Genomic DNA, 21,008 nt, shown 5'->3' on the forward strand with positions numbered 1-21,008 from the left:
CAACTTGATGATCATGAGGCGGCTGCTTCCATGATCACTCGGGCCTAGTCAAGCCTCTGACCAGCAAAGATCACCAAACTGCGGCTGCCGTACTACGCCGGGGAAATCACACCGACAAGAAAGTGCGGGACCGTGCCGTTCACACGCCGTCGGCTACCGTTCGTACCCGGTTCGGGCGAGGTCGTACCGGTCGAGGTTCATGACCTTTTCCCACGCGGCGACGAAGTCGCGCACGAACCTCGGCCGCGCGTCGTCGCTCGCGTAGACCTCGGCGAGCGCCCGCAGCTCGGAGTTGGCGCCGAAGGCGAGGTCCACGCGGCTGGCCGTCCACCTCACCTCGCCGCTCACGCGGTCGCGGCCCTCGAACGTGTCCGCGTCGGACGTCCCCGTCCACGTCGTGCCCATGTCGACCAGGTTCACGAAGAAGTCGTTGGTCAGCACGCCCGGCGTGGCCGTGAGCACGCCCCGCCGGGACCGCCCGGTGTTCGCGCCCAGCACACGCAGACCCCCCACCAGCACGGTCATCTCCGGTGCGCTCAGGCCCAGCAGGTTCGCGCGGTCGACCAGCAGGTACTCCGACGGCAGCCCGCCGCCCCACCGCCGGTAGTTGCGGAACCCGTCCGCGACCGGCTCGAGCGACGCGAAGGAGGTCACGTCGGTCCACTCCTGCGACGCGTCCGTGCGTCCCGGCGTGAACGGGACCTCGACGTCGTGGCCCGCTGCCCGCTCGACCGCCGCGCACCCGCCGAGCACGACGAGGTCGGCCAGCGAGACCTTTCCGCCGCCGTCGAAGGACGCCCGGACACCTTCCAGGACGCGCAGCACCCGCGCCAGTGTCTCCGGGTCGTTGACCCGCCAGCCGCGCTGCGGCTCGAGGCGGATCCGCGCGCCGTTCGCCCCGCCGCGGCGGTCGCTGCGCCGGAACGTCGAGGCCGACGCCCACGCCGTGGACACCAGCTCGGCGACCGTCAACCCCGAGCCGAGGATCATGGCCTTCAGCGTGGGGAGGTCGTCCGGTCCCACCGGCTCGTGCTCCGCGGCGGGCACGGGGTCCTGCCACAGCAACGGTTCCCGGGGGACCAGCGGTCCGAGGTAGCGTCGGACCGGGCCCATGTCGAGGTGCGTCAGCTTGAACCAGACCCGCGCGAACGCGTCCGCCAGCCGGTCCGGGTTCGCCAGGAAGCGCCGCGAGATCGGCTCGTAGACCGGGTCGAACCGCAGCGCGAGGTCGGTCGTCAGGATCGTCGGCGCGTGGGTCCGCGACGGGTCGTGTGCGTCCGGCACCGTGCCCGCACCGGCGCCGTCGCGCGGGATCCACTGCCACAGATCGGCAGGGCTCAGTGCCAGGTCCCACTCGTAGCCGAACAGCGTCTCGAGGAAGCTGTTGTCCCACCTCGTCGGCGTGGGTGTCCACGTGCCCTCGAGCCCGCTGGAGATGGTGTCGGGACCCTTTCCGCTGCCGTAGTCGCTCATCCAGCCCAGACCCTGCGCCTCCAGCGGGGCGCCCTCCGGTTCCGGGCCGAGGTGTCGTTCCGGACTGGCCGCGCCGTGGGTCTTGCCGAACGTGTGGCCGCCCGCGATCAGCGCGACGGTCTCCTCGTCGTTCATCCCCATGCGCCGGAACGTCTCGCGGATGTCGCGTGCCGAGGTGAGCGGGTCGGGCACCGTGTTGGGGCCCTCCGGGTTGACGTAGATGAGGCCCAGCTGGTCGGCGGCCAGCGGGCTCATCAGGTCACGGACGCCGCTGTGGCGTTCGTCGCCGAGCCAGGCACGCTCGGGACCCCAGTACATGTCCTGCTCGGACTCCCACACGTCGGCCCGGCCGCCGCCGAAACCGAAGGTGCGCAGGCCCATCGACTCCAGTGCGCGGTTGCCCGCGAAGACCATCAGGTCCGCCCAGGAGATCGCGCGGCCGTACTTGCGTTTCACCGGCCACAGCAGCCTGCGTGCCTTGTCGAGGTTCCGGTTGTCCGGCCAGCTGTTCAGCGGCGCGAACCGCTGCATGCCCGCGGCGGCGCCGCCGCGACCGTCGCCGACGCGGTAGGTCCCGGCGCAGTGCCACACCATGCGGACCACGAGCGGTCCGTAGTGGCCGAAGTCCGCGGGCCACCACTCGCGTGACGTCGTGAGCGCCGCGTCGACGTCGGCCGCGACGGCGTCCAGGTCGAGGGCCAGGAACGCCTTCGCGTAGTCGAAGCCCTCGCCCATCGGGTCGGCCAGCCTGTCGTGCCTGCGCAGCACCGAGAGGTCGAGCCTGCCCGGCCACCAGTCGCGGTTGCCGGTGCCCGCAGGTGGCCGACCGTGTGCCTCGGCCGACACGGGGACACCGAGACCACCCGCTCCCGCCGGCTCGCCTGCGTTGTCGGACACGGGAACACCTCCCGGAGACTCAGATGTCGAGCGCGCGGCGCACGGCGGGCACGTTCCGCCGGGAGACCGGCACCATCGTGTTCGTCCGGTCGTCCATGACCAGGGACAGACCGCCCTTGACGCCGCGCTCGACCTCACGGACACGGCTGAGGTTCACCACGTACCGGCGGTGCACCCGCAGGAAGCCCGCGTCGGCCAGCTCGCCCTCGAACTTGTCCAGCCCCGGCGACGCGGCCCGCAGCCGCCCCTGGTCGGTGGCCAGCCACACGTCGTTGCCCTCCGACTCGGCGAAGGAGACCTCCGGCAGCCGCAGCAGCACCATCCGGTTGTCACGCGTCGCGACCACCCGGCTCGGCCGCGGCCGAGCGTGCGCGGTCCCGTCGGCCTTCGGCAGTGGCGCCCCGTCCGCGGCGCCGAACAGGACCAGCGTCCCGATCAGGTGACCGGCCGAGAAGACGGGTCGGAGGCTGATCGAGGTCGGCTCCTCGGCGAGGTGGGTGAACACACGCGTCGTGCCGACCCACTCGGGGCGCCGGGCCGCCTGCCCGCAGGTGTACCGGACCGCCTCGATCAGCTCCGGCAGGCCGGGCTTCCAGCGCACCGTGGGGTCGAGGGCCGGGGTGGCGGCGGGGACACCCATGAGCACGCCCGCCGTCTCGTCGGCGATCACCACCTTGCCCGCGGTGTCCATCGCGGCGAGCGCGGCACCCGAGCGCGCCCTGGCCTCGGTGAACGCCGCGACCAGTTCGGCGCCGCTGTTGCGGGCACGCCTGCGCAGCGTGCACTGGGTCCTGGTGACCGCGTTCGCCAGCCAGCCGCCGACCGACGAGGGGAGCTGGCTGCGCCAGCAGGAGATGTTCAGCGCCGCGAGCGGTTCCTTCGTGACCACGTCGCGCACCGCGACCCCCGCGCAGACCCAGCTGTGGAACGCCTGGCACCAGTGCTCGGCGGCCCTGACCACCACCGGACCGTGCGCCTCCAGCGCGGTGCCCATGCCGTTGGTGCCCGCGGCGGACTCGGACCAGCAGTACCAGGGCGCGAGGTTGGCGTCGGTGGCCCTGGCGAGCGTCGCCTGGTCGCCCCACTCGGCCAGGATCCGGCCGGTGGCGTCGGTGACGGTGACGACCCCGCCGAGGTTGCCCACCTCGTGCGCGACGGACGCGGCCCGGAAACCCAGCTCCGCGAACACGACGTCGTGCTCCGGCGTGTGGTCGACCTCCGCGACGGCCACGGGGGCGTGCGTGAGGTGCGGGTCGACCCGGTACTGCTCCCGGCAGCGGTGCCAGGAGATCGCGACCTCCGGCCGGACGCCGGGGACCTGGTCCTCGCCCCGCACGAACCGTTCCCACGCCGCGAGTACGGTGCCGCCGCCCGACTCGAGCCGATGTCCATCTCTCATGGTGAGGAACCGCCCTTGGTCCGTCCCCAGAACGCCCGCGGCACGCACGCGTTCCACGCCGGTCGCCGCGGCCGGGCCTACCCCCCCACCCTAGGTACCGCCGTCGGGCCGGGGACACCTCTGTCCGGGGCCGGACCTGACTGCGGAGCGTGTTCTAACCGTTCGGGAGTCCCCCGACAGCGTGGATTTGCTGGTCAGGCACTGGACAGCGTTGCGACATTGATGCTGGTACCTGTCGGCGGCGGAGCTTCCCGCCCGGAGGTGAGCGTGGAACACGAACGACTGACGACGACAACGCCGGTGAACCCCGGCGAGGTCGTGGTGGCGCAGGGCCTGTCGCATCCCGTGCTGGGCTCCGTGCGGTGTGCCTCGGCGGCCGTGGTGGGCGGCGCGCTGGCACGGCGCGGGATTCGCGTGCGCTACCACCGAGCCCTGAACTCCTCGGCGAGAGTCGACCAGCGGCTGCCGGTCGTGCGGGTCACGAGCTGGCTGGACGCGACGGGCCGGGCACGGGGCTTCGGCGTCGCGTCGGCCGCGGGGGACACGGCGACGGCGACGGCCGTGGCCGAGGTGATGCGGGAATGGTCCTCGGCACTGCGCACGCGGCGGCTGCTGGTCGCCGGTGCGCCGCCGACCTGCCACGGCGCACGGCGCGCGGTGCGGCTCGTGGGACGGGCACTGGCAGGCGGCGGGGCCGTGTACGTGTGGGGCCGGATGGTGGCCGAGTCGGCCGCGGTCGAGGACCTGCGCCGCCGGGGCGCGATGGTGGTCACGGATCTCGATCTCGTGCCGTGCGGTGCCACCGTGGTGTTCCCGGCCCACGGCGTGGAACCGGCGGTGCGGGCCGAGGCCGTGCTGCGGGGGCTGACGGTCGTCGACGCCACCTGCCCGCTGGCGGCCGACATCCTCGCGGAGGCGCGGCGGTTCGCCGCCAGGGGCGACACGATCGTGGTGATCGGCCGCGCGGACCACGCGGTCGTGAGCACGCTGACCGGCCTCGCGCCGCACGACACCCGCGTGGTGCAGACCGTGGACGACGTTCTCCGCCTGGACATCGACGTCGCGGACCCGGTGTCCTACCTCGTCGCGCCGGGCTTTCCACTCGACGAGGCCGCCGACGTGATCGCCATGCTGCGGGCGACCTGGCCGACCGTGCGTGCCCAGCACGGCCTCTGCCACGCCGCCACCGAGCGGGCCGAGGTCGTGGACGGCCTCGCCGCGGCGTGCGACCTGCTGCTGGTCGCCGGCTCCGACGACTGCCGCGACGCGGTGACCATCGCCGAACGCGCACGCGCGGTGGGACAGGCGGACGTGCACGTCGTGGCGCGCGTCGAGGACCTGCGCCTCGCCTGGCTGCCGAGGGCGTCGACCGTCGGGGTGACACCCGCGTTGTCGGCCGCGCCGGGGACCGTCGACGGGATCGCCGAGGCACTGTCGGCACTGGGACCGCTGTCGGTGGCACACCGCGACCCCGACATCCCGTCACAGGCGACCGCCGACGACTACCACGGGAGGGACGCCCGGTCCGTCCCGAGTGAGGTCCACCCGACGACCGAACCCGTCATGACCTCCTGAACGCCCGCGGCACGGCGGCCGGCTGGCAGCCACCTCTCGACAACCGCCCACTCGACTCTCGATTCCCGCGCTCCACGGGCGGTCGACGACGTAACCCGGCGACGGGGGAGTCGACGACGGTGCCGTGGACGATGGCCGAAGGACGACGTTCGCCCGAGAAGGCTCCCGCGTCCCGGGCCGGGACATGCGACCGGCCGCCGGGAACGCGCTGGAGGACGTGCCTCGTAACGCCGGTTCAACCAGTCCAGGTGAGCCCGAACGCCGCGGTGTCGTCCAGTGCCGCGCCCGCCGCGTACTTGCACCTCGATCCGGTAGCCGCCGTTCGCGCCCTGACCCCGCCTGTCGACGACGAGGACGACGCGCCCCGACGCCGGCCAGACCAGGTGGTCGTGGGGGACACGTCACCGGGTGACCCTCCTCGGGTCCGACGCGTCCGGTCACGAGCGGGTAACCTGCCGGCTCAGACCTCCGCGCGTCGATCTCAGGGAGTCCTGTGCGCCTCCGACGTCCCGTCCTGCTGGTGACGGCCATCGCCCTGCTCGTGTCCGCCTGCGACTCGGCGTCGACGACTCCCGGCGCCACGTCCGGTGACGGGGGCCCGGCGCCGACCGCCGCCGCACCGGACGGTCTGGTCGCGGTGACCGTCCGGGTTCCGGACGGGATGGACGCCGCTCCGCTGGACGTGGACCGGCAGGCACTCGTGCCCCGCGGCTGGACTCTGTCGGTGTTCGCGCGGGTCCCCTCGGCCCGCCTCGCCGCGTGGGCGCCGGACGGCACGCTGCTCGTCTCGGTGCCCGGCAACGGCACGGTGGTCCGGCTCACGCCGGACGGGCACGACGGCGCGACGATGTCGGTCCTGCTGGACAAGCTCAACCAGCCGCACGGCCTCACCTTCTCCGGTTCGACGCTGTACGTCGCGCAGACCGACCGCGTGGACTCCTACACCTACGCGGCAGGCAGGGCGACCGACCGCCGTCCGATCGTGACCGACCTGCCCAGCGGCAGCACTCCCGAACTGGGCGGCAAGTACGCCCACGCCCTGAAGAGCGTGGCCGTTGGCGGCGACGGGGCGGTCTACGTCTCCGTCGGGTCCACAGGCAACATCTCCTCGGAGGACCTGACGGCGAAGCCGCCGAGGGCGTCGATCCTGCGGGTACCGCCGGGCGGCGGGTCGCCGGAGCCGTTCGCCGTCGGCGTGCGCAACGGCACCGGGCTGGCGATCGCACCGGACGGTTCGGTGTGGACGGCGGTGAACAACCGGGACAACGTCCAGTACCCGTTCGACAAGCCCTACGGCGACGATCCGGGTTCCTCGCGCGGCAAGGTGATCAGCGAGTACGTGCGTGACCACCCCGCCGAGCCCCTCGCCAAGCTCACGTCCGGCCGGAACCTGGGCTGGCCGTACTGCAACCCGGACCCCGACACCGAGCCGGGTGTCCAGGGCAGCCCCCAGGACTTCTCGGACGTCCCGTTCACCACCGACGTCGAGACCAACCCGGGCGGCGGCAAGCTCGACTGCGCCACGCTGCCCAAGGTCGAACAGGCTCTCGGCGGGCACTCCGCCCCGCTCGGACTGTCCTTCGTGGACGGTGGGCTCCCCGGCGACTACGCGCACGGCGCACTGGTCGGTGTGCACGGCTCGTGGAACGCCTCGCCGCCCAGGGCGCCGGAGGTGTCGTTCTTCCCGTGGCACGACGGAGAGCTGGGGCCCCAGCAGACGCTCGTCGGGGGATTCCAGTCCGAGGACGGGAACAGGTGGGGCCGCCCGGTCGCCGCGGTCATCGGGCCCGACAACGCCGTCTACGTGACCGACGACAGCGCGGGTGCCGTCTACCGCCTCGCGCCGCCGGAGAAATGACCGGCTGACCGACAGGCCCTTCGGGGCAACCCATCCTGCCCCGAAGGGCGGTTGTTACACCAAAATCATCTCCGTACAGTGAGTGGCCGGCGGGAAATTACTTCCCGCCGGCAATTTTCGTTCTTGGGGGATGAAATGATATTCACCCGAAGATCAGTGCTGGGCGTGATTTCCGGTCTGGCGTTGGTTTCGACGGTCCTGGTCGCCGCTCCCGCGACTGCCGCTCCCGCGGCGACGTCCGGCGCGGAGTCGGCCGCAGGGGCCGCCGCACTCGTCTGGGACGAGGCGGCACAGGCAAAACGGCGGGTCTCCGCCGGCCAGGCCGAGAAGATCGTCAACGACTACTGGACGAAGGAGCGGCTCGCGTCGGCCACGCCTGCCGACGCACCCACCCACACGACGAGCGGGCGGCCGCCCGTCGAGGTGAAGGAAACCGTGACCGCCAGCGCTCCCGCGGCGCCGAAGGACGCCTCGACCCGGGACGCCTGGTTCTCCTACACCACCGGAAAGATCTTCTTCCTCAACCCGAAGGACAACCTGACCTACTCGTGCTCGGGCGGCGCGGTGAACACGGGCTCGAAACGGCTCGTGTCGACCGCCGGGCACTGCGTGCACACGGGCGGCAGTGGTGGCGCGTGGATGCTGAACTGGATCTTCATCCCGGGTTACGACCACGGTTCCGAGCCGCGCGGCCGGTTCCCGGCCTACTGGTACCACAGCTCGACCGGCTGGACCGTCGACGGCAACTGGCAGCGCGACTTCGGGTTGGTCGTGACGTACGACAACGGGTCCGGCCAGCGGCTGGTCGACACCGTCGGCGGCCACGGCTTCCGGGTCAACGGCGGCTTCAGCCGCTTCGTCCACATCGCGGGGTATCCCGGGAACCGTGACGGCGGCGAGGTCCAGTGGTACTGCTGGGGTACGACCGACCAGTGGCCGAGTGCCAGCGCGTACCGGCTGGGCTGTGACTTCGGCGGCGGTTCCAGCGGCGGGCCGTGGCTGGAGGACTACCAGCCCAACGGGCTCGGTTACGTGATCAGCGCGATGCAGGGCCTGCTCAACGGCGCGAACTCCGGTCCGTACTACGACAACCACGTGTTGGACGTGTTCAACGCGGCCAAGGACCAAACGCCGTAAGGGAAGGAGCGTGCCCACCGGCCGGGAGAGGGTCGGTGGGCACGCGGTCCTGTGTGGACTCGAGCCGCCCGAGCGGGTTGGCGCCCTCCGCGAGGTCCTGCCGCGCCGCCGCCCAGGCGGAGTCCTCGACGTCCAGGGCGTGGCGGAGGTAGGCCACCGTGACGTGCTGGAGCAGCGCGACTCGTGCCGGGCTCTCGTCGGTCGTCTCCCCGGCCCGGCTGCTGTCCGCGGCGGCCGACGCGGGCGAGATCCCCTACGAGCTCATGCGCGGTGTCGGCGGCCTCTGTGCCGGTGCGGACGGCAACACCCGCTACGGCGCGCGCCGCCTCGTCGGACTCCTTGTCGCGGGACTGCGCATGCCACGCTGACGAGCCCAGGTTGAACTCCCCGCGAACACTTCGTCGCTCAGTGTTGACGGCTCCCGCGGATGCGGGAATTGTTCACATATGTGCGGTTAGCTGCGAAGGGAGCGGGGATGCGCGTGCGAAGGTGGATCGCGGTGGCCGCGGCCACGGCCGCGGTGCTGAGCGGTGTCGGGACCCAGGCGTGGGCGACTACTCCGGCCCCTGCCGCCGTCGGCGCGGTGGAACTGGCCGGTGCCAGGAACTTCCGGGACGTCGGCGGCTATGCCACCTCGGACGGCCGAACCGTGCGCACCGGCGTTGTCTACCGCTCCGGCAAGCTTTCCGAGCTGACCGACGCCGACCTCCAGCGCCTCACCGACCTGGGCGTCACGCTGGACGTCGACCTGCGCAACGTCGTCGAGCGCCACGACGAGCCGGACCGGGTGCCCGCCGGGGCCCGCTACCAGGTGGCCGACGTGGTCTCCGTGCAGTACGGTCTGCGCTTCCACGGCAACGCCACGGTCACGCTGGTGAGGGCGTTGGCAGCGGGGCTGTTCAACGGCTCGGACAACCTGGGCCAGTCGGTCGCCTACCCGTTCATGGTCGACTTCGTCGGTGCCGACCACGCCTTCGGTGACCTGCTGCGTGCGGTCGCCGCCAACGGCTCGGGCGCCACCGTGTTCCACTGCACGGCGGGCAAGGACCGCACCGGCTGGGGCACGGCCGTCCTGCTGAGTCTCCTCGGGGTGCCGATGGCGACCGTCGAGGCCGACTTCATGCTCAGCAACACGACGCTGGGCAACCCGACGGCGGTGGAGCTGAGCTGGCTGCGTGCGGCGTTCGCCGAGGTCGACCACCTGTACGGCTCGGTGGCGGCCTACGCCCGTCAGGGCCTCGGCCTCGACGACGCGACGCTCGACGCCCTGCGGGCCCGCCTGCTGGTGTGAACCCCTCAGCCGTGCTCGGCACGGCCGGGCAGCCTCGGGTTGGTGGTCGCGCCCGTGCTCGCGCTGCCGACCTGAGCCTCGTACTTCGCGAGGACGCCGGTCAGGTGCGGGTTCGGCGCGGGGCGCCACTGCGCCGCCCGGGTGGTGATCTCCTCGGCGGTCAGTGACACGTCGATGCGCCGGGTCGCGACGTCGATGGTGATCGTGTCGCCGTCGCGCAGAGCGGCGATCGGGCCGCCCCTGGCGGCCTCCGGTGCCACGTGGCCGACCATGAACCCGCGGGTGGCGCCGCTGAACCGGCCGTCGGTGATGAGCGCGACGTCCCCGCCGAGGCCCGCGCCCTGCAGCGCGCCGGTCACGGCGAGCATCTCACGCATACCGGGACCGCCCGCCGGACCCTCGCTCCGGATGACCACCACGTCCCCGGGCCGGATGGTGCCGGCGAGCACGGCCGCCATCGCCGCCTCCTCGCCGTCGAACACCCGCGCGGGCCCCTGGTGCCACTGGCGTTCGTGACCGGACAGCTTCACCACGGAACCCTCCGGCGCGACGTCGCCCCGCAGGATCGCGAGTCCGCCCGTCGGCTTGAGCGGGCGGTCCAGTGGCAGCACGACCTCCTGGCCCGGCGTCTCCTCCGCGTCGCGCCCGGCCTCGCCGAGCGTCCGTCCGGTGACGGTCATCGCGTCCGGGTCGAGCAGGCCGCCCTCCAGGAGCCGTCGCACGAGCAGCGGCACGCCACCCGCGGCGTACAGGTCGGTCGCGACGAACCGGCCGCCCGGCTTGAGGTCGCAGAGCAGCGGTGTCTTCGCGCTGATCTCGTCCATGTCGTCGATCGTGACGTCGACCCCCATCTCGGCGGCGAGCGCGAGCAGGTGCAGCACCGCGTTGGTCGACCCGCCGGACGCGGCCACGGCCGTCATCGCGTTGCGCACCGACGCGCGGGTGATCACGTCGCGGGGCAGGATGCCGTTCGTCAGCACCGACATCGCGAGCCTGCCCACCTCCTCGGCGACCCCGCCCTTGTGCTCGTCCTGCGCGGGCACCATCGCGGAGCCGAGCGGGCTCAGCCCCATCACCTCGAACACCATCGCCATCGTGTTCGCCGTGAACTGCCCGCCGCACGCGCCGAACCCCGGCGACGCCGCCTCCTCGAGCGCCAGCAGCTCCTCGTCGGTGACGCGGCCCGCGGAGTGCGCGCCGATCGCCTCGTACACGTCCTGCACCGTCACGTTCCGCTCCTGCCAGCAACCGGGCCGGATGGATCCGCTGTACAGCAACACACTCGGCACGTCGAGCCGCGCCATCGCCATCGCCATGGCGGGGATCGTCTTGTCGCAGCCCGCGATCCCGACGAGCGCGTCGAAGCAGTGTCCACGTGCGACCAGCTCGACCGAGTCGGCGATCACCTCCCGCGACACCAGCGACATGCGCATCCCCGGGGTGCCCATGGTGATCCCGTCGGAGATCGCGATCGTGTTGGTCTCCATGGGGGTGCCACCCGCGGCACGCACACCGTCCGCGACGGCACCCGCGAGCGTCCGGTGGGAGAGGTTGCACGGCATGGTCCCGGTCCAGCAGTGCGCGACGCCGACGAACGGCCTCGACAACGCCTCCGCGTCGAAGCCCATGCCCTTGAGCTGCGCCCGCGCCCCCGCACGGGCGGGTCCCTCGACGAGTGCGCGTGAACGGTGACGCGGGTCCATGACATCTCCTCACCCGTTGTGGCTCCGCCTCACCGTAACGGGCAGCGGAGCCCACGGCTCGGGCTCGCACGCCGCCTGCTTGTGTTTCCTAGTCGGAAACTCTAGAGTTGCCGACATGGAAACAGATGGTCCGGTGAGTGTGGCCGAGGCGTCGGCGGCGCTGGCCGCGGTGGAACGGAGCCGGGCGCGCGTGGCGTGGACCGGCTATCCGAGGTGGTACTGGCTCGCCACGGCGGCGGGCCTGGCCGCGCTGCCGGTCATGGTGTTGCTACCGGTGTGGCTGGGCCTCGTGAGCTGCGTCGTGGTCACCCTCGTGCTCCTGCGCCTGGTCGTCGCCGCGAGCCGTGCCCGTGGCGTGTGTGAGGGCTGGACCGGCGGCGCGATGCGGTGGTGGGAGGTCTCGGTGCTGTACGGACCCGCCGTGGTCGTCGCGGTCGCGGGCGGGTTGACGGTGCGGCTCGCGTGGTGGTCGCCGGTCGTGGCGGCGGTGGTGGTGTTCGCGTCGTTCGCCGGTACCGGACTCGCGTCGAGTGCCCGGGCCGGGCGCGGGTGACCCCCACGCCCGACACCGAGCGACCCGCGGCCGTGGCCGGTTTCGACCAGGTGATCCACGCTCCCGTGCGGCTGCGGACCTGCGCGGCGCTCGATCCCGTTCGCGAGATCGAGTTCGGCGCACTGCAGTCCGTGCTCGGGATCAGCAAGTCCGCTCTGAGCAAGCACATCTCGGTGCTCGCGGACGCCGGCTACGTCGAGCAGCGCCGTGCCGTGCGCGACACGAGGCAGCGGGTGTGGCTTCGCCTCACCGAGACCGGGCGGACCTCCTACCGAGGCCACGTCGCCGCGCTGCGCCGGATCATCGAGGGCGGCGGCTGACGTGGCGTCCCGAGGTCAGCGGCCGACCAGCTCGTCCGCCCACGCGGCGGTCGCCTCGGAGAAGAGCCGGGCGTTCGGGGCGTAGTTGAAGGAGTGCCCGTAGATCCCGGGCAGCACGTAGGTACGCAGTCGCGCGGAGGCGGAGTAGTACGGGGCCTCCTGGGCGCGCAGGGTCGCCGAGGACGTGCAGTTGGTGCCCACCAACGGGATCGGCGAGCAGAACAGCGGGTCCTTCCCGCTCATGGCCAGCAGCACCGGCACGTCGATGAGGGCCGAGTACGGGGTCAGGATGCCCAACCCGAGCGCGTCGGGCGCCTCGGTGGCGGCGAACCCGTCCTTCGTGGACTCCTCGAACGCCGCGGCGGCGGGGCGGAGCTGCGCCGGTTTGTGGAACGCCTGCCCGCGCGTGCCCGGTCGGGTCGTGAGGTAGCCGACGTCGTAGTTCCGGTTGGCCAGCACGGGGTCCAGCGCCGCGGGGTAGAGCGCGGCCACGACGTCCACCGCGCCCGCGGGGTAGATGTTGTGGGCGAGGCCCGCGACCAGCACGCCGTCCACGTCGTGGAAGGTCGCCGCCTCCAGGACGGACGTGGCCCCGCCGAGCGAGTGCCCACCGATGACCACCTTCTGGTAGGCCCGGCCGACCGAGCCAGCCCGCAGCCTGCCCACGACCTGGTGGAGCGTGTCGGCCTGGGTGAGCGCGGTCAGCGAGAGGCTGACAGGCCGGGAGCTGCGTCCGGTGCCCAGCCGGTCGACGGTGAGCGTCGCGTAGCCGGACTCGTTCATGCCCGCGCGGAACGAGGACAGGCCGAGGCTCGCGGGCAGGTCCCAGTAGGAGCTGTTGTAGGAGGAGCCCGGCACGAGCAGGAACACCGTCGACGTCGGCCCGCTCGGCTCGCACAGCCGCCCGTACATCGACTCCTGTTTCCCGGCGAGGGATACCGGGATGGTGACGTCCGAACAGGACACGGGCTCGGCCGTGGCGGACGGTGCGGACAACAGCAGGCCGGCGAGCGTCAGCACGGCCGCCGACGCCCGGCGCGCCACCGCGCCAGGACGAGAAAGAACTAAGTGTGCCACGAAATGATTTCCAATCATCATTGCTGAGATGGTTTCGGCGACGATCGTCGCGGACGGCACTCTATGTCAGTCACACCCTGCTTCGGCATCACCCGATCGGGGTGCTGACAAGAATGACAGAATGCGCTGAGATGCTCGGGGGAGTACCGAAGGTAGGTGTGTGATGATCGAACGCCCGGCCGAAATTTTCGGCGGCATTGACACGAGTGTCCCCAATGCGGCACGCGTGTACGACTACCTGCTGGGCGGAGCGCACAACTTCCCGGTGGACCGTCAGTTCGCCAGGCGGACCATGCGGATGATGCCCAACGCCGCCGACGTGCCCCGGGTCAACAGGTCCTTCCTGCGACGGGCCGTGCTCTTCATGATTGACAACGGCGTGCGGCAGTTCCTCGACATCGGTTCCGGTATTCCGAGCGTCGGCAACGTGCACGAGATCGCGCAGGAGGTCGATCCGGCCTGCCGGGTCGTTTATGTGGACAAAGAACCAATCGCCGTCGAATACAGTCGGATATTGTTGCGTGGCAATAACCGGGCCGCGGCGATCTACGGCGACCTGCGTGACCCGGACGACCTGCTCACCCGCCCGGAGATCACGCACCTGCTGGATTTCAGCGAGCCCGTCGGCCTGCTCACCCTGTTGGTATGGCACTTCGTGTCCGACACCGACGACCCGGAGGGCCTCCTGGCCCGCTACCACTCGGCGCTCGCCCCCGGCAGCTACCTCGCGCTCTCGCACATGACGCGGGACGGCGTCTCCAGGTGGATGAACCAGACGATGGACGACGCGCTCGGCCGCATCGCCGACGACACCTTCACCCGCGAGCGCGGCCGGGTCACCGAGATGTTCGCAGGCTTCGAACTGGTGCCGCCCGGTGTGGTCGAGTGCGCCGCCTGGCGACCGGAGGGACCCGGTGACTTCTCCGACGCACCCGACTTCAACGCTGTCACCTGCGCCGGTGTCGGCCGCGTCCTGTAACGCGGCGATGGCAGGTACCCACGACCGCGTGCCCATCGACGGGGACGTCACGGTGGCGAGCGCGGCGCGCATGCTCGACTACCTCCTCGGTGACGCCCGCAACTTCGCCGCCGACCGCAGGCTCGCCGAGGTGCTCCGGCACGCCGTGCCGGACATCGACCTCCTCGTGCGGCTGGGCCGTACGTTCATGCGCCACGCGGTGACCCACCTCGTGGGTGCCGGTGTCCACCAGTTCCTCGACCTGTCGGTCGGCACGACCGCGATCGGCAACGTCCACGAGGTGGCGCAGGCCATCGTCCCGACCTGCCGCGTGGTGTACGCGCACGCCGACCCGATCTCGGTCGTGCACACGAGCCAGCTCCTCGCGGACGCGGAGCGGACCGCCGTCCTGCACGCCGACCCGCGTGATGCCAGGAAGATCATGACCGCCTGCCGTGACGACAAGCTGCTGGACATCACCGCGCCGATCGGGTTGATGATGGCCAGCGGACTGGCTCTCCTGCCCGCCTCGGCCAACCTGGCGAACATGGTGTCCCGTTACCGGCGCTGCGTCGTCGGCGGGAGCCACCTCGTGATCTCCCACATCACCGGCGACCGGCGACCGGTCGACGTCACCAACCTGGTACGGGTGATGAACGCCAGCCGCGATCCCGTACAGCCGCGCACACGTGACGAGGTGATCCGCTTGTTCAGCGGCTTCGAGCTGGTGCCGCCCGGTGTGGTCGATCCGGGCCAGTGGCAGCTGGAACGGTCGCTGAGCGCGGCGGAGGAGGTCGCCGCGACCATGGTGTACGTGGGCGTCGGCCGCAAACCGGGGTCGCGGGCATGAGCACGCCCCGGTCGGAGCCCGCCGCCGAGCCCGCACGCGAGCGGGAGCTGGACAAGCTCGCGAGGAAGTGGGCGTACCAGGTGAGCATGACCGCCTACATCCCCTTGCCGCACAAGGAGATCGAGCGGGTGATGCGTGAGCTGGCGCAGGAGGTGTTCGCCGCGGTCACGACCGAGCTGTTCGACGAGGACCGGGCCGCCGCGGTCGGCGAACGGCTGGTCGAGCTGCACTGCGTCGGCAGGACGAGCCTGCGGTGCAGCGTCGACGTCCTGGCGAGCGCACTGACGGCCGACGAGCGGTTGCAGCGCACCGCCGGGAGCGCACTGCGCATCGCCAGGGTGCTCAACGCGGTGGCGTGTGGTTACACCGACAGCGTGCGGTGGCAGACCGTCGACCAGCAGACCAGGATCAACCAGGCCCTCCAGGAGGCGGTGCGGAACGCCGAACAGAGCCGCCAGACCCGCGAGGCGCAGCGCGACGAGGCGTTCGCCGAGCTCTCCCTGTTACGCAGCGAGCTCGGCCACCAGCTGCTCCACGACGTGCGGACCGGGCTGCCGAACCGGCAGTTCTTCACCACGCGGCTCGAGCAGGTGCTCAACATGGGCAGCCCGACGACCGTTTACCACCTGGAGGTCGACGGTCTCGGCACGATCTGCGACGGGCTCGGCAGACACGACGCCACCGGGTTGCTGAAGGTGATCGCGGAGCGGCTCACGAGCCTGGTGGCGGACGGGGAGGGCATGGTCGCCCGGTTCGACTCGGGCCGGTTCGCGATACTGGTGGAGACCGAGGACCGCGCACCCGACCCCGCCCCGGTCGTCGCGAGGATCAAGGCGGTGCTCGCCGAACCCGCGATCGTGGACGGCGTCGCCGTGATCATGTCGGCGAGCGTCGGCGTCGTGCAGAGCCCGCCCTACCCCTCGAACCCGGCGACCGTGCTGCACGCGGCGAACCTGGCTCTGCGCAGGGCACAGCGCCTCGGCGCGGGCCACTGGGCCACGCTCGTGCCACACGAGCGGGAGCACGAGGAGCTGTGGCTGGCCGCGACGCTGCCGACCGCGTGGCGGGCAGGCGACGTCGGCGTCGAGTTCCGGCCGCAGATCCGCCTGTCCGACGGCCGCCCCACCCGCCTCGACGCGCGGTTGCGCTGGGACCACGCGGAACTGGGCACGCTGGCGCACGACCGGTGTGTGTCGCTGGCCGAGCGGACCGGTTTCGACCGGATGCTCGGGCGCTGGCTGCTCGACCAGACCGGCGAGCGCCTCGCCTCGTGGTCGGGCGACCTGCCGGTGACGGTGCCCGTCGCGTCGGGCCAGGCGACGGATCCCGGCCTGCTGGCGACCATCGGCGAGTCCGGCCTGCCAGCCGAACGGCTGCAGGTCTCCTTCCCCGCTGGCGCGGCCGGTGGCCTCGCCACCCTCGCCGAGGCGGGCCTCGGGACGGCGCTGCACGACTTCGGCGGCACCGCGGGCGACGTGACCTGCCTGTCGGACGCGCCGGTGCACGCGGTCCGCCTGGCCTCCCGGCTGACCAGGCGGGCAGGCGAGCCGATCGTCGGCAGGGCGGTGCGGGACCTCGTCGCCCTCGCCCACCAGGCGGGTGCGATCGTCGTCGTGGACGACCTCCGCACCGGTGCCGAGGCGGACTGGTGGCGTGCCGCGGGCGCCGACCTCGCCACCGGTCCGCTCTACCCGCTGCCTGCCGAGCTGGACGACGACCTCGGCTGGTAGGTCACCGATCGGCCCGCCTGTCCACCCACCGCGAGACCGGCCGGGTGAGGATCGTGAGGATCCAGACCAGCTTGCCCCAGGTCGGGCTGACGACGCTCACCGGGATGGAGACCAGGAACACCACGCCGGCCACACCGGCGCCCACGAACAACGGCCGCAGTGCCGTGGTCGGCACGGTCGGGCGCAGCAGGCCCGCGCGGATCGAGTGGCGGCCCATGAGGATCATGAACAGGGCGGTCACGGTGAAGACGCTCGCGTAGAGGACCGGCCCCAGCACGAAGTCGTCGTCGTCGCTGTTCACCCGGGTGGCGAACGGCATCAGGACGATGAAGAACAGCCAGCCGAGGTTGAGGCGCCGCAGCGGCGCGTCCACCGCGTGGATCTTGCGGAAGAACTCGTGGTGTGCCAGCCAGAACACACCGATCACCGCGAAGCTGATCACGAAGTTCAGGTACTCGTTCGGCAGCAGCTCGACGAACGAGTGCCACACCTCGGCGTTGTCCTCGCCGTGCGGCACGGGCAGCTCCAACGCGAGCAGCGTCATCGCGATCGCGATCACCGCGTCGGAGAAGAAGACCAGGCGTTCGCCGACGTAGGTTCTGTCCTCTTCGTCGGTAAAGTGCGGACTGTCCTGAACTGCGGCGGGGTGCTGGTCCGACATGACCCGGAAGTGTGCCAGCCGTGCCGGACGGGTGATCAGGCCGCCGCACGCGCGGCGCGCGGGCGGCGTCGCAGGTCCGGGTTCTCCATGGCCGGGGGCCGATAGGCCTGGTCGAGGGTGCCGACGTCGGTGCCCGGCGGGACGATCTCGTCGATGCGGTCGAGCAGGTCGTCGAGGTGGTCCATGGTCCGGGCGCCGACGAGCGCGCTGGTGACGCCGGGGTGGGCGATGGTGAACGCCATGGCGAGGTGCACCATGGGCAGGCCCGCCTCGGCGGCGAGGGGCACGAGCCGCTCGACCACGTCCAGCCGGTGGGCGTCGGTGAGGTGCCCGACCAGGCCCGCGCGGCGGAGGTCGTTGTGCTCGTTCCCCCGCACGCGGCCGGTGAGCAGTCCCTGGCCGAGGGGACCCCAGACCACGGTTGCCCATACCGAACCGCTGGAGTGCGGGCAGGATCTCGCGTTCGATGCCGCGGTTGAGGAGTGTCCTGGTCGACGGCCTGCGCCGGTAGCCCGATCGGGTGCCCCGAGTGGTCCACTCGGGGCACGCGGGGGAGGGTGGGACCGGAGGACGACCGTGGCGATCGGAGGGGACGAACGATGACTCTGCCAACGCTCGATCATCGGGTCACCGGCTACAGCGCCCGCCAGGCGTACTGCATGGCGAAGGCCGCGGACCTGGCCTACAAGGACCCCAGGACCATCGAGAGCACCGCCCGCGAGTGGGGTTTCGAGGAGGTCCGCCACCACCACACGACGTTCACGCCGCCGTTCGCGCTGACCGACACGCAGGCCTACACCATGGCCAGCCCGACGATGATCGTGACCGCCTTCCGGGGCACCGAGCCGGTCCAAACGCGTGACTGGCTGTCGGACACCACGACGCCGCCGTGGCCGGGTCCCTCGGGTGTCGGCCTGATGCACTACGGCTTCGCCGAGGCGCTGGTCGCGGTGTTCCCCGAGGTGCGTGCCGCCATCACCGAGCTGCGCGACCAGGACCAGACGATCTGGTTCACGGGCCACAGCCTCGGCGGCGCGCTGGCGATGCTGGCGGCCGCGCGACTGCACTTCGAGGAGCCGTCGCTGACCGCCAACGGCGTCTACACCTACGGCCAGCCCCGCACCTGCGACCGGGTCCTGGCCGACGCCTACGACAAGGCGCTGGGCGGCCGCACCTTCCGGGTGGTCAACAACAACGACATCGTCGCCCAGGTGCCACCCGAGCCGGTCTTCCACCACGTCAGGGAGATCCGGTACATCGACTCCTCCGGCAAGGTACAGGAGTCGCAGCCCCTAGCGGACAACCTGCTCGACCGGGGCAAGGGCCTGACCGCGGACGCGTTCGCCCCCGGCAGCGACGGCCTCCGCGACCACCTCATGAAGGCCTACCTGACCGCACTGGAGAAGAACGTGGACTGACACCCCCTCGCCGCGCCGGGTCGGTCAGCCGTCCAGTCGGCCCGGTACGGCGTCCCGCGGTATCCGGGTTACCTGTGCGCCGGCGGAGGACCGGGCCGACGGCACGGTGCCCAGCAGCGGGATCTGGACCGAGGTCTCGGCGAGTCCGACGGTGACCCGGGGGAGCTGTGCCGGGGTGGTGGTCATACTGCTGTCGTTGCCCGCGACCACCAGTGCCAGCCGGTGCCCGGCGGGTACCACCCAGTCCGTTGTGGACAGTCGGAAGGTGATGGTGTACTTCGTGCCGGGCGTGAGGGTGCGCGGCGTGCTGAGCGACGCGTAGTTCGCCAGGTCGGCCCAGCCCCGCGCGATGACCTGCGCGTCGACCGTGGCGGTGGTGGCCGCCGTGTCGCGGTAGCAGGCGTCGTCGCCCGCACGGTCCTCGCCCCAGCACGACTCGGTGGTCAGTGTCCTGATGCCCTCGCCCGTGCTGCTCCTCGCCGTCGCCGGGCCGTAGTCGACCAGGTACGCGGACAGGTGCGCGGTGGAGGTCGACGGGGTGGCGGCGACCGTGATCCGCGAGACACCCGCCACCCGCAGGTCCGAGGTGAGCGTGCCGGTGCTGTACACCACCCGCCGCGCCGACGTGGCGTTCGGCGTGGCGATGTAGCTCGCCGGGGTCCCGGAACCGTTGTCGGTGAACGAAGCGGTCGCCGCCGCACCCGGAGCGGTCGCCAAAGTGCCCACACCCGCGACCGAACCGGCCACCGGGTACAGGGTCCGCGTCTGCGTGCCCGAGGGCGGCCAGCTCGCGGTGTCGCTCCACTGGTCGACGGCGCGCTCGACCGACACCGTCGGCTCGTTGTCGATCCCGTTCGGTACGCCGAGCAGCCACCGGTCGAACCAGCGGTGCAGCGTGGACACCCAGGTGGCGCGCCGGAAGTCGAACGGGTCGATGTGCCCGGTCTGGGACAGCCACAGCTTGCGCGGCACCGACGCGGGCAGCGCGGCGAGCCACTGGCCCCAGTTCACCGGCTTGACGTTCAGGTCGGCACGCCCGTTGACCGAGAACACCGCCGCCCTGACGTTCGCGGCGCTCCGCACGTAGTCGCGCTGCTGCCACATGGCGGTGTAGTCGCCGTTGGCCGGGGCACCCGAGGTCATCTCGGACCGCACGGCCCCGCACCGCGACCGTGCGTTGGCGTTCTCGAAGCCGGACGCGAGGCTCGTGGGTGTGCCGAAGCCGGAGAACGACACGCCGTCGGCGCGGAACCAGTCGTACCAGGAGCTGATCGCCGAGATCGGCACGATCGTGCGCAGCCCGTCCACGCCGGTGGCCGCCACGCCCTGGGTGACGCTGCCGTCCCACGACTTGCCGATCATCGCGGCGGCGCCGGTCGACCAGCCCGCGGTCACCGAGGAGCCGCCGGAGGCCGCCGAGTACGCGGTGGCCCTCCCGTTCAGCCAGTCGATCACGGCCTTCCCGGAGGCGACCTCGGCCCGGCCGCCGGTGTCCATGCAACCGGTGGACCGGGAGGACCCGCTGAAGTCGACCAGCGCGACCGCGTAGCCGCGCGGCACGAAGTAGTTGTCGTAGAACAGCGGGAACTTGACCGGCACGCCCGCCGAGTCGTAGCTCTTGCGCTCGCTCTCGTTGCCCCGCCCCGAGGTCGCGTAGTACGGGCTGGCGTCGATGATCACCGGGACGCGCTCGGTGGTCGCGGGCCGGATGATGTCGGTGGCCACGCGGTCGCCCACGCCGTTGGCGTCCAGGTCGAGCCCGATGTCCACCCACACGGTCTCCCGCACGGCGTCGGCGAACGAATGGATCGGCTGTGTCACCCCGTTCGCGACCACGAACGCGGGTGTGGCCGCTGACGCGGGCACCACCGCCAGCCCCGGCAGCACCCCGACCAGCCCGGCGACCAACCCGACTCGACGCACCATGCCAGTCACGCTAGGTCACGGTCCGCTCGCGCCGGCAGGCCCAACCGGTGATGCCAGTTGCCAACTGCCTGCGGCCGGGCGCCGCTGCGCCGGATGGCCCAATCCGGTCGTTGATCGACCTGGGGAGGCAACGTGGTTCGGCACCCCAGAGTTCTGGAGGGGCAGGAATTCCCCAACCTGGA

At 71.7% G+C, this 21,008-nt stretch carries 17 protein-coding genes and 1 pseudogene; 11 read left to right on the forward strand and 7 right to left on the reverse strand.

Features of this window, described 5'->3' with window-relative positions; all coding sequences use genetic code 11:
* Positions 1-153: 153 nt before the first annotated feature.
* Positions 154-2,370: a catalase/peroxidase HPI gene (gene katG, locus CLV71_RS46000; RefSeq protein WP_166664535.1), complete on the reverse strand. Its 2,217-nt coding sequence runs from the start codon at positions 2,368-2,370 to the stop codon at positions 154-156.
* Positions 2,371-2,389: 19 nt separating this feature from the next.
* The gene (locus tag CLV71_RS46005; protein WP_133909301.1) at positions 2,390-3,769 is read right to left on the reverse strand and encodes a DNA-binding protein; all 1,380 of its coding nucleotides are present in this window, start codon (positions 3,767-3,769) and stop codon (positions 2,390-2,392) included.
* Positions 3,770-4,036: 267 nt separating this feature from the next.
* On the opposite strand from CLV71_RS46005, the gene CLV71_RS46010 reads away from it, so the two are divergent.
* The 5 genes and pseudogenes from CLV71_RS46010 (at position 4,037) to CLV71_RS46035 (ending at position 9,630) form a co-directional block, all read left to right on the forward strand.
* A complete protein-coding gene (locus tag CLV71_RS46010) occupies positions 4,037-5,344 on the forward strand; it encodes a 4-hydroxy-3-methylbut-2-enyl diphosphate reductase (RefSeq protein WP_133909302.1) in 1,308 nt (435 codons plus the stop codon).
* A gap of 493 nt (positions 5,345-5,837) precedes the next feature.
* Positions 5,838-7,202 carry a PQQ-dependent sugar dehydrogenase gene (locus CLV71_RS46015; protein WP_166664536.1) on the forward strand — a complete coding sequence of 455 codons (1,365 nt, stop codon included), beginning with the start codon at positions 5,838-5,840 and terminating at the stop codon, positions 7,200-7,202.
* Between the two features lie 183 nt (positions 7,203-7,385).
* Positions 7,386-8,339 (forward strand): trypsin-like serine peptidase, encoded by a 954-nt coding sequence (locus CLV71_RS46020; protein ID WP_133909303.1) that lies wholly within the window; start codon positions 7,386-7,388, stop codon positions 8,337-8,339.
* Positions 8,340-8,551: 212 nt separating this feature from the next.
* Positions 8,552-8,707: pseudogene (locus CLV71_RS46030) on the forward strand (TetR family transcriptional regulator); the annotation flags it as partial.
* A 107-nt stretch (positions 8,708-8,814) separates the two neighbouring features.
* Entirely contained in the window at positions 8,815-9,630 is an 816-nt protein-coding gene (locus CLV71_RS46035) for a tyrosine-protein phosphatase (RefSeq protein ID WP_133909304.1), read from the forward strand.
* A 5-nt stretch (positions 9,631-9,635) separates the two neighbouring features.
* Here the strand turns inward: CLV71_RS46035 and ilvD are convergent, their stop codons facing one another.
* Positions 9,636-11,333 carry a dihydroxy-acid dehydratase gene (gene ilvD / locus CLV71_RS46040; RefSeq protein ID WP_133909305.1) on the reverse strand — a complete coding sequence of 566 codons (1,698 nt, stop codon included), beginning with the start codon at positions 11,331-11,333 and terminating at the stop codon, positions 9,636-9,638.
* Positions 11,334-11,448: 115 nt separating this feature from the next.
* Here ilvD and CLV71_RS46045 point away from each other — a divergent pair, with 115 nt between their 5' ends.
* Together CLV71_RS46045 and CLV71_RS46050 are read left to right on the forward strand one after the other, a co-directional pair.
* Positions 11,449-11,886, forward strand: a complete 438-nt coding sequence (locus CLV71_RS46045; RefSeq protein WP_133909306.1) for a hypothetical protein — start codon at positions 11,449-11,451, stop codon at positions 11,884-11,886.
* The gene (locus CLV71_RS46050; RefSeq protein ID WP_133909307.1) at positions 11,883-12,206 is read left to right on the forward strand and encodes a transcriptional regulator; all 324 of its coding nucleotides are present in this window, start codon (positions 11,883-11,885) and stop codon (positions 12,204-12,206) included. The genes CLV71_RS46045 and CLV71_RS46050 overlap by 4 nt, the downstream gene beginning before the upstream one ends.
* 15 nt (positions 12,207-12,221) lie before the next feature.
* On the opposite strand, the gene CLV71_RS46055 is transcribed toward CLV71_RS46050, so the two are convergent.
* The gene (locus tag CLV71_RS46055) at positions 12,222-13,250 is read right to left on the reverse strand and encodes an alpha/beta hydrolase (protein WP_243867506.1); all 1,029 of its coding nucleotides are present in this window, start codon (positions 13,248-13,250) and stop codon (positions 12,222-12,224) included.
* A 196-nt stretch (positions 13,251-13,446) separates the two neighbouring features.
* Here CLV71_RS46055 and CLV71_RS46060 point away from each other — a divergent pair, with 196 nt between their 5' ends.
* The 3 genes from CLV71_RS46060 to CLV71_RS46070 are packed head-to-tail and all read left to right on the forward strand — an operon-like array spanning position 13,447 to position 16,821.
* Positions 13,447-14,262 (forward strand): SAM-dependent methyltransferase, encoded by an 816-nt coding sequence (locus CLV71_RS46060; RefSeq protein WP_133909308.1) that lies wholly within the window; start codon positions 13,447-13,449, stop codon positions 14,260-14,262.
* A gap of 28 nt (positions 14,263-14,290) precedes the next feature.
* Positions 14,291-15,091, forward strand: a complete 801-nt coding sequence (locus CLV71_RS46065; protein ID WP_166664537.1) for an SAM-dependent methyltransferase — start codon at positions 14,291-14,293, stop codon at positions 15,089-15,091.
* Complete coding sequence (locus tag CLV71_RS46070; protein WP_133909310.1) at positions 15,088-16,821, forward strand: EAL domain-containing protein; 1,734 nt, start codon at positions 15,088-15,090, stop codon at positions 16,819-16,821. Before CLV71_RS46065 ends, CLV71_RS46070 begins: the two co-directional genes overlap by 4 nt.
* 1 nt (position 16,822) lies before the next feature.
* Here CLV71_RS46070 and CLV71_RS46075 read toward each other — a convergent pair whose 3' ends face one another.
* Complete coding sequence (locus CLV71_RS46075) at positions 16,823-17,482, reverse strand: TMEM175 family protein (protein WP_133909311.1); 660 nt, start codon at positions 17,480-17,482, stop codon at positions 16,823-16,825.
* Between the two features lie 35 nt (positions 17,483-17,517).
* Positions 17,518-17,901 (reverse strand): aldo/keto reductase, encoded by a 384-nt coding sequence (locus tag CLV71_RS46080; RefSeq protein ID WP_243867508.1) that lies wholly within the window; start codon positions 17,899-17,901, stop codon positions 17,518-17,520.
* 180 nt (positions 17,902-18,081) lie between these two features.
* Here CLV71_RS46080 and CLV71_RS46085 point away from each other — a divergent pair, with 180 nt between their 5' ends.
* A complete protein-coding gene (locus CLV71_RS46085) occupies positions 18,082-18,900 on the forward strand; it encodes a lipase family protein (RefSeq protein ID WP_133909312.1) in 819 nt (272 codons plus the stop codon).
* A gap of 24 nt (positions 18,901-18,924) precedes the next feature.
* On the opposite strand, the gene CLV71_RS46090 is transcribed toward CLV71_RS46085, so the two are convergent.
* Positions 18,925-20,826 (reverse strand): Xaa-Pro dipeptidyl-peptidase, encoded by a 1,902-nt coding sequence (locus CLV71_RS46090; protein WP_243867511.1) that lies wholly within the window; start codon positions 20,824-20,826, stop codon positions 18,925-18,927.
* Positions 20,827-21,008 lie beyond the last annotated feature (182 nt).

This window comes from Actinophytocola oryzae (assembly GCF_004364325.1).
Lineage (GTDB): Bacteria > Actinomycetota > Actinomycetes > Mycobacteriales > Pseudonocardiaceae > Actinophytocola > Actinophytocola oryzae.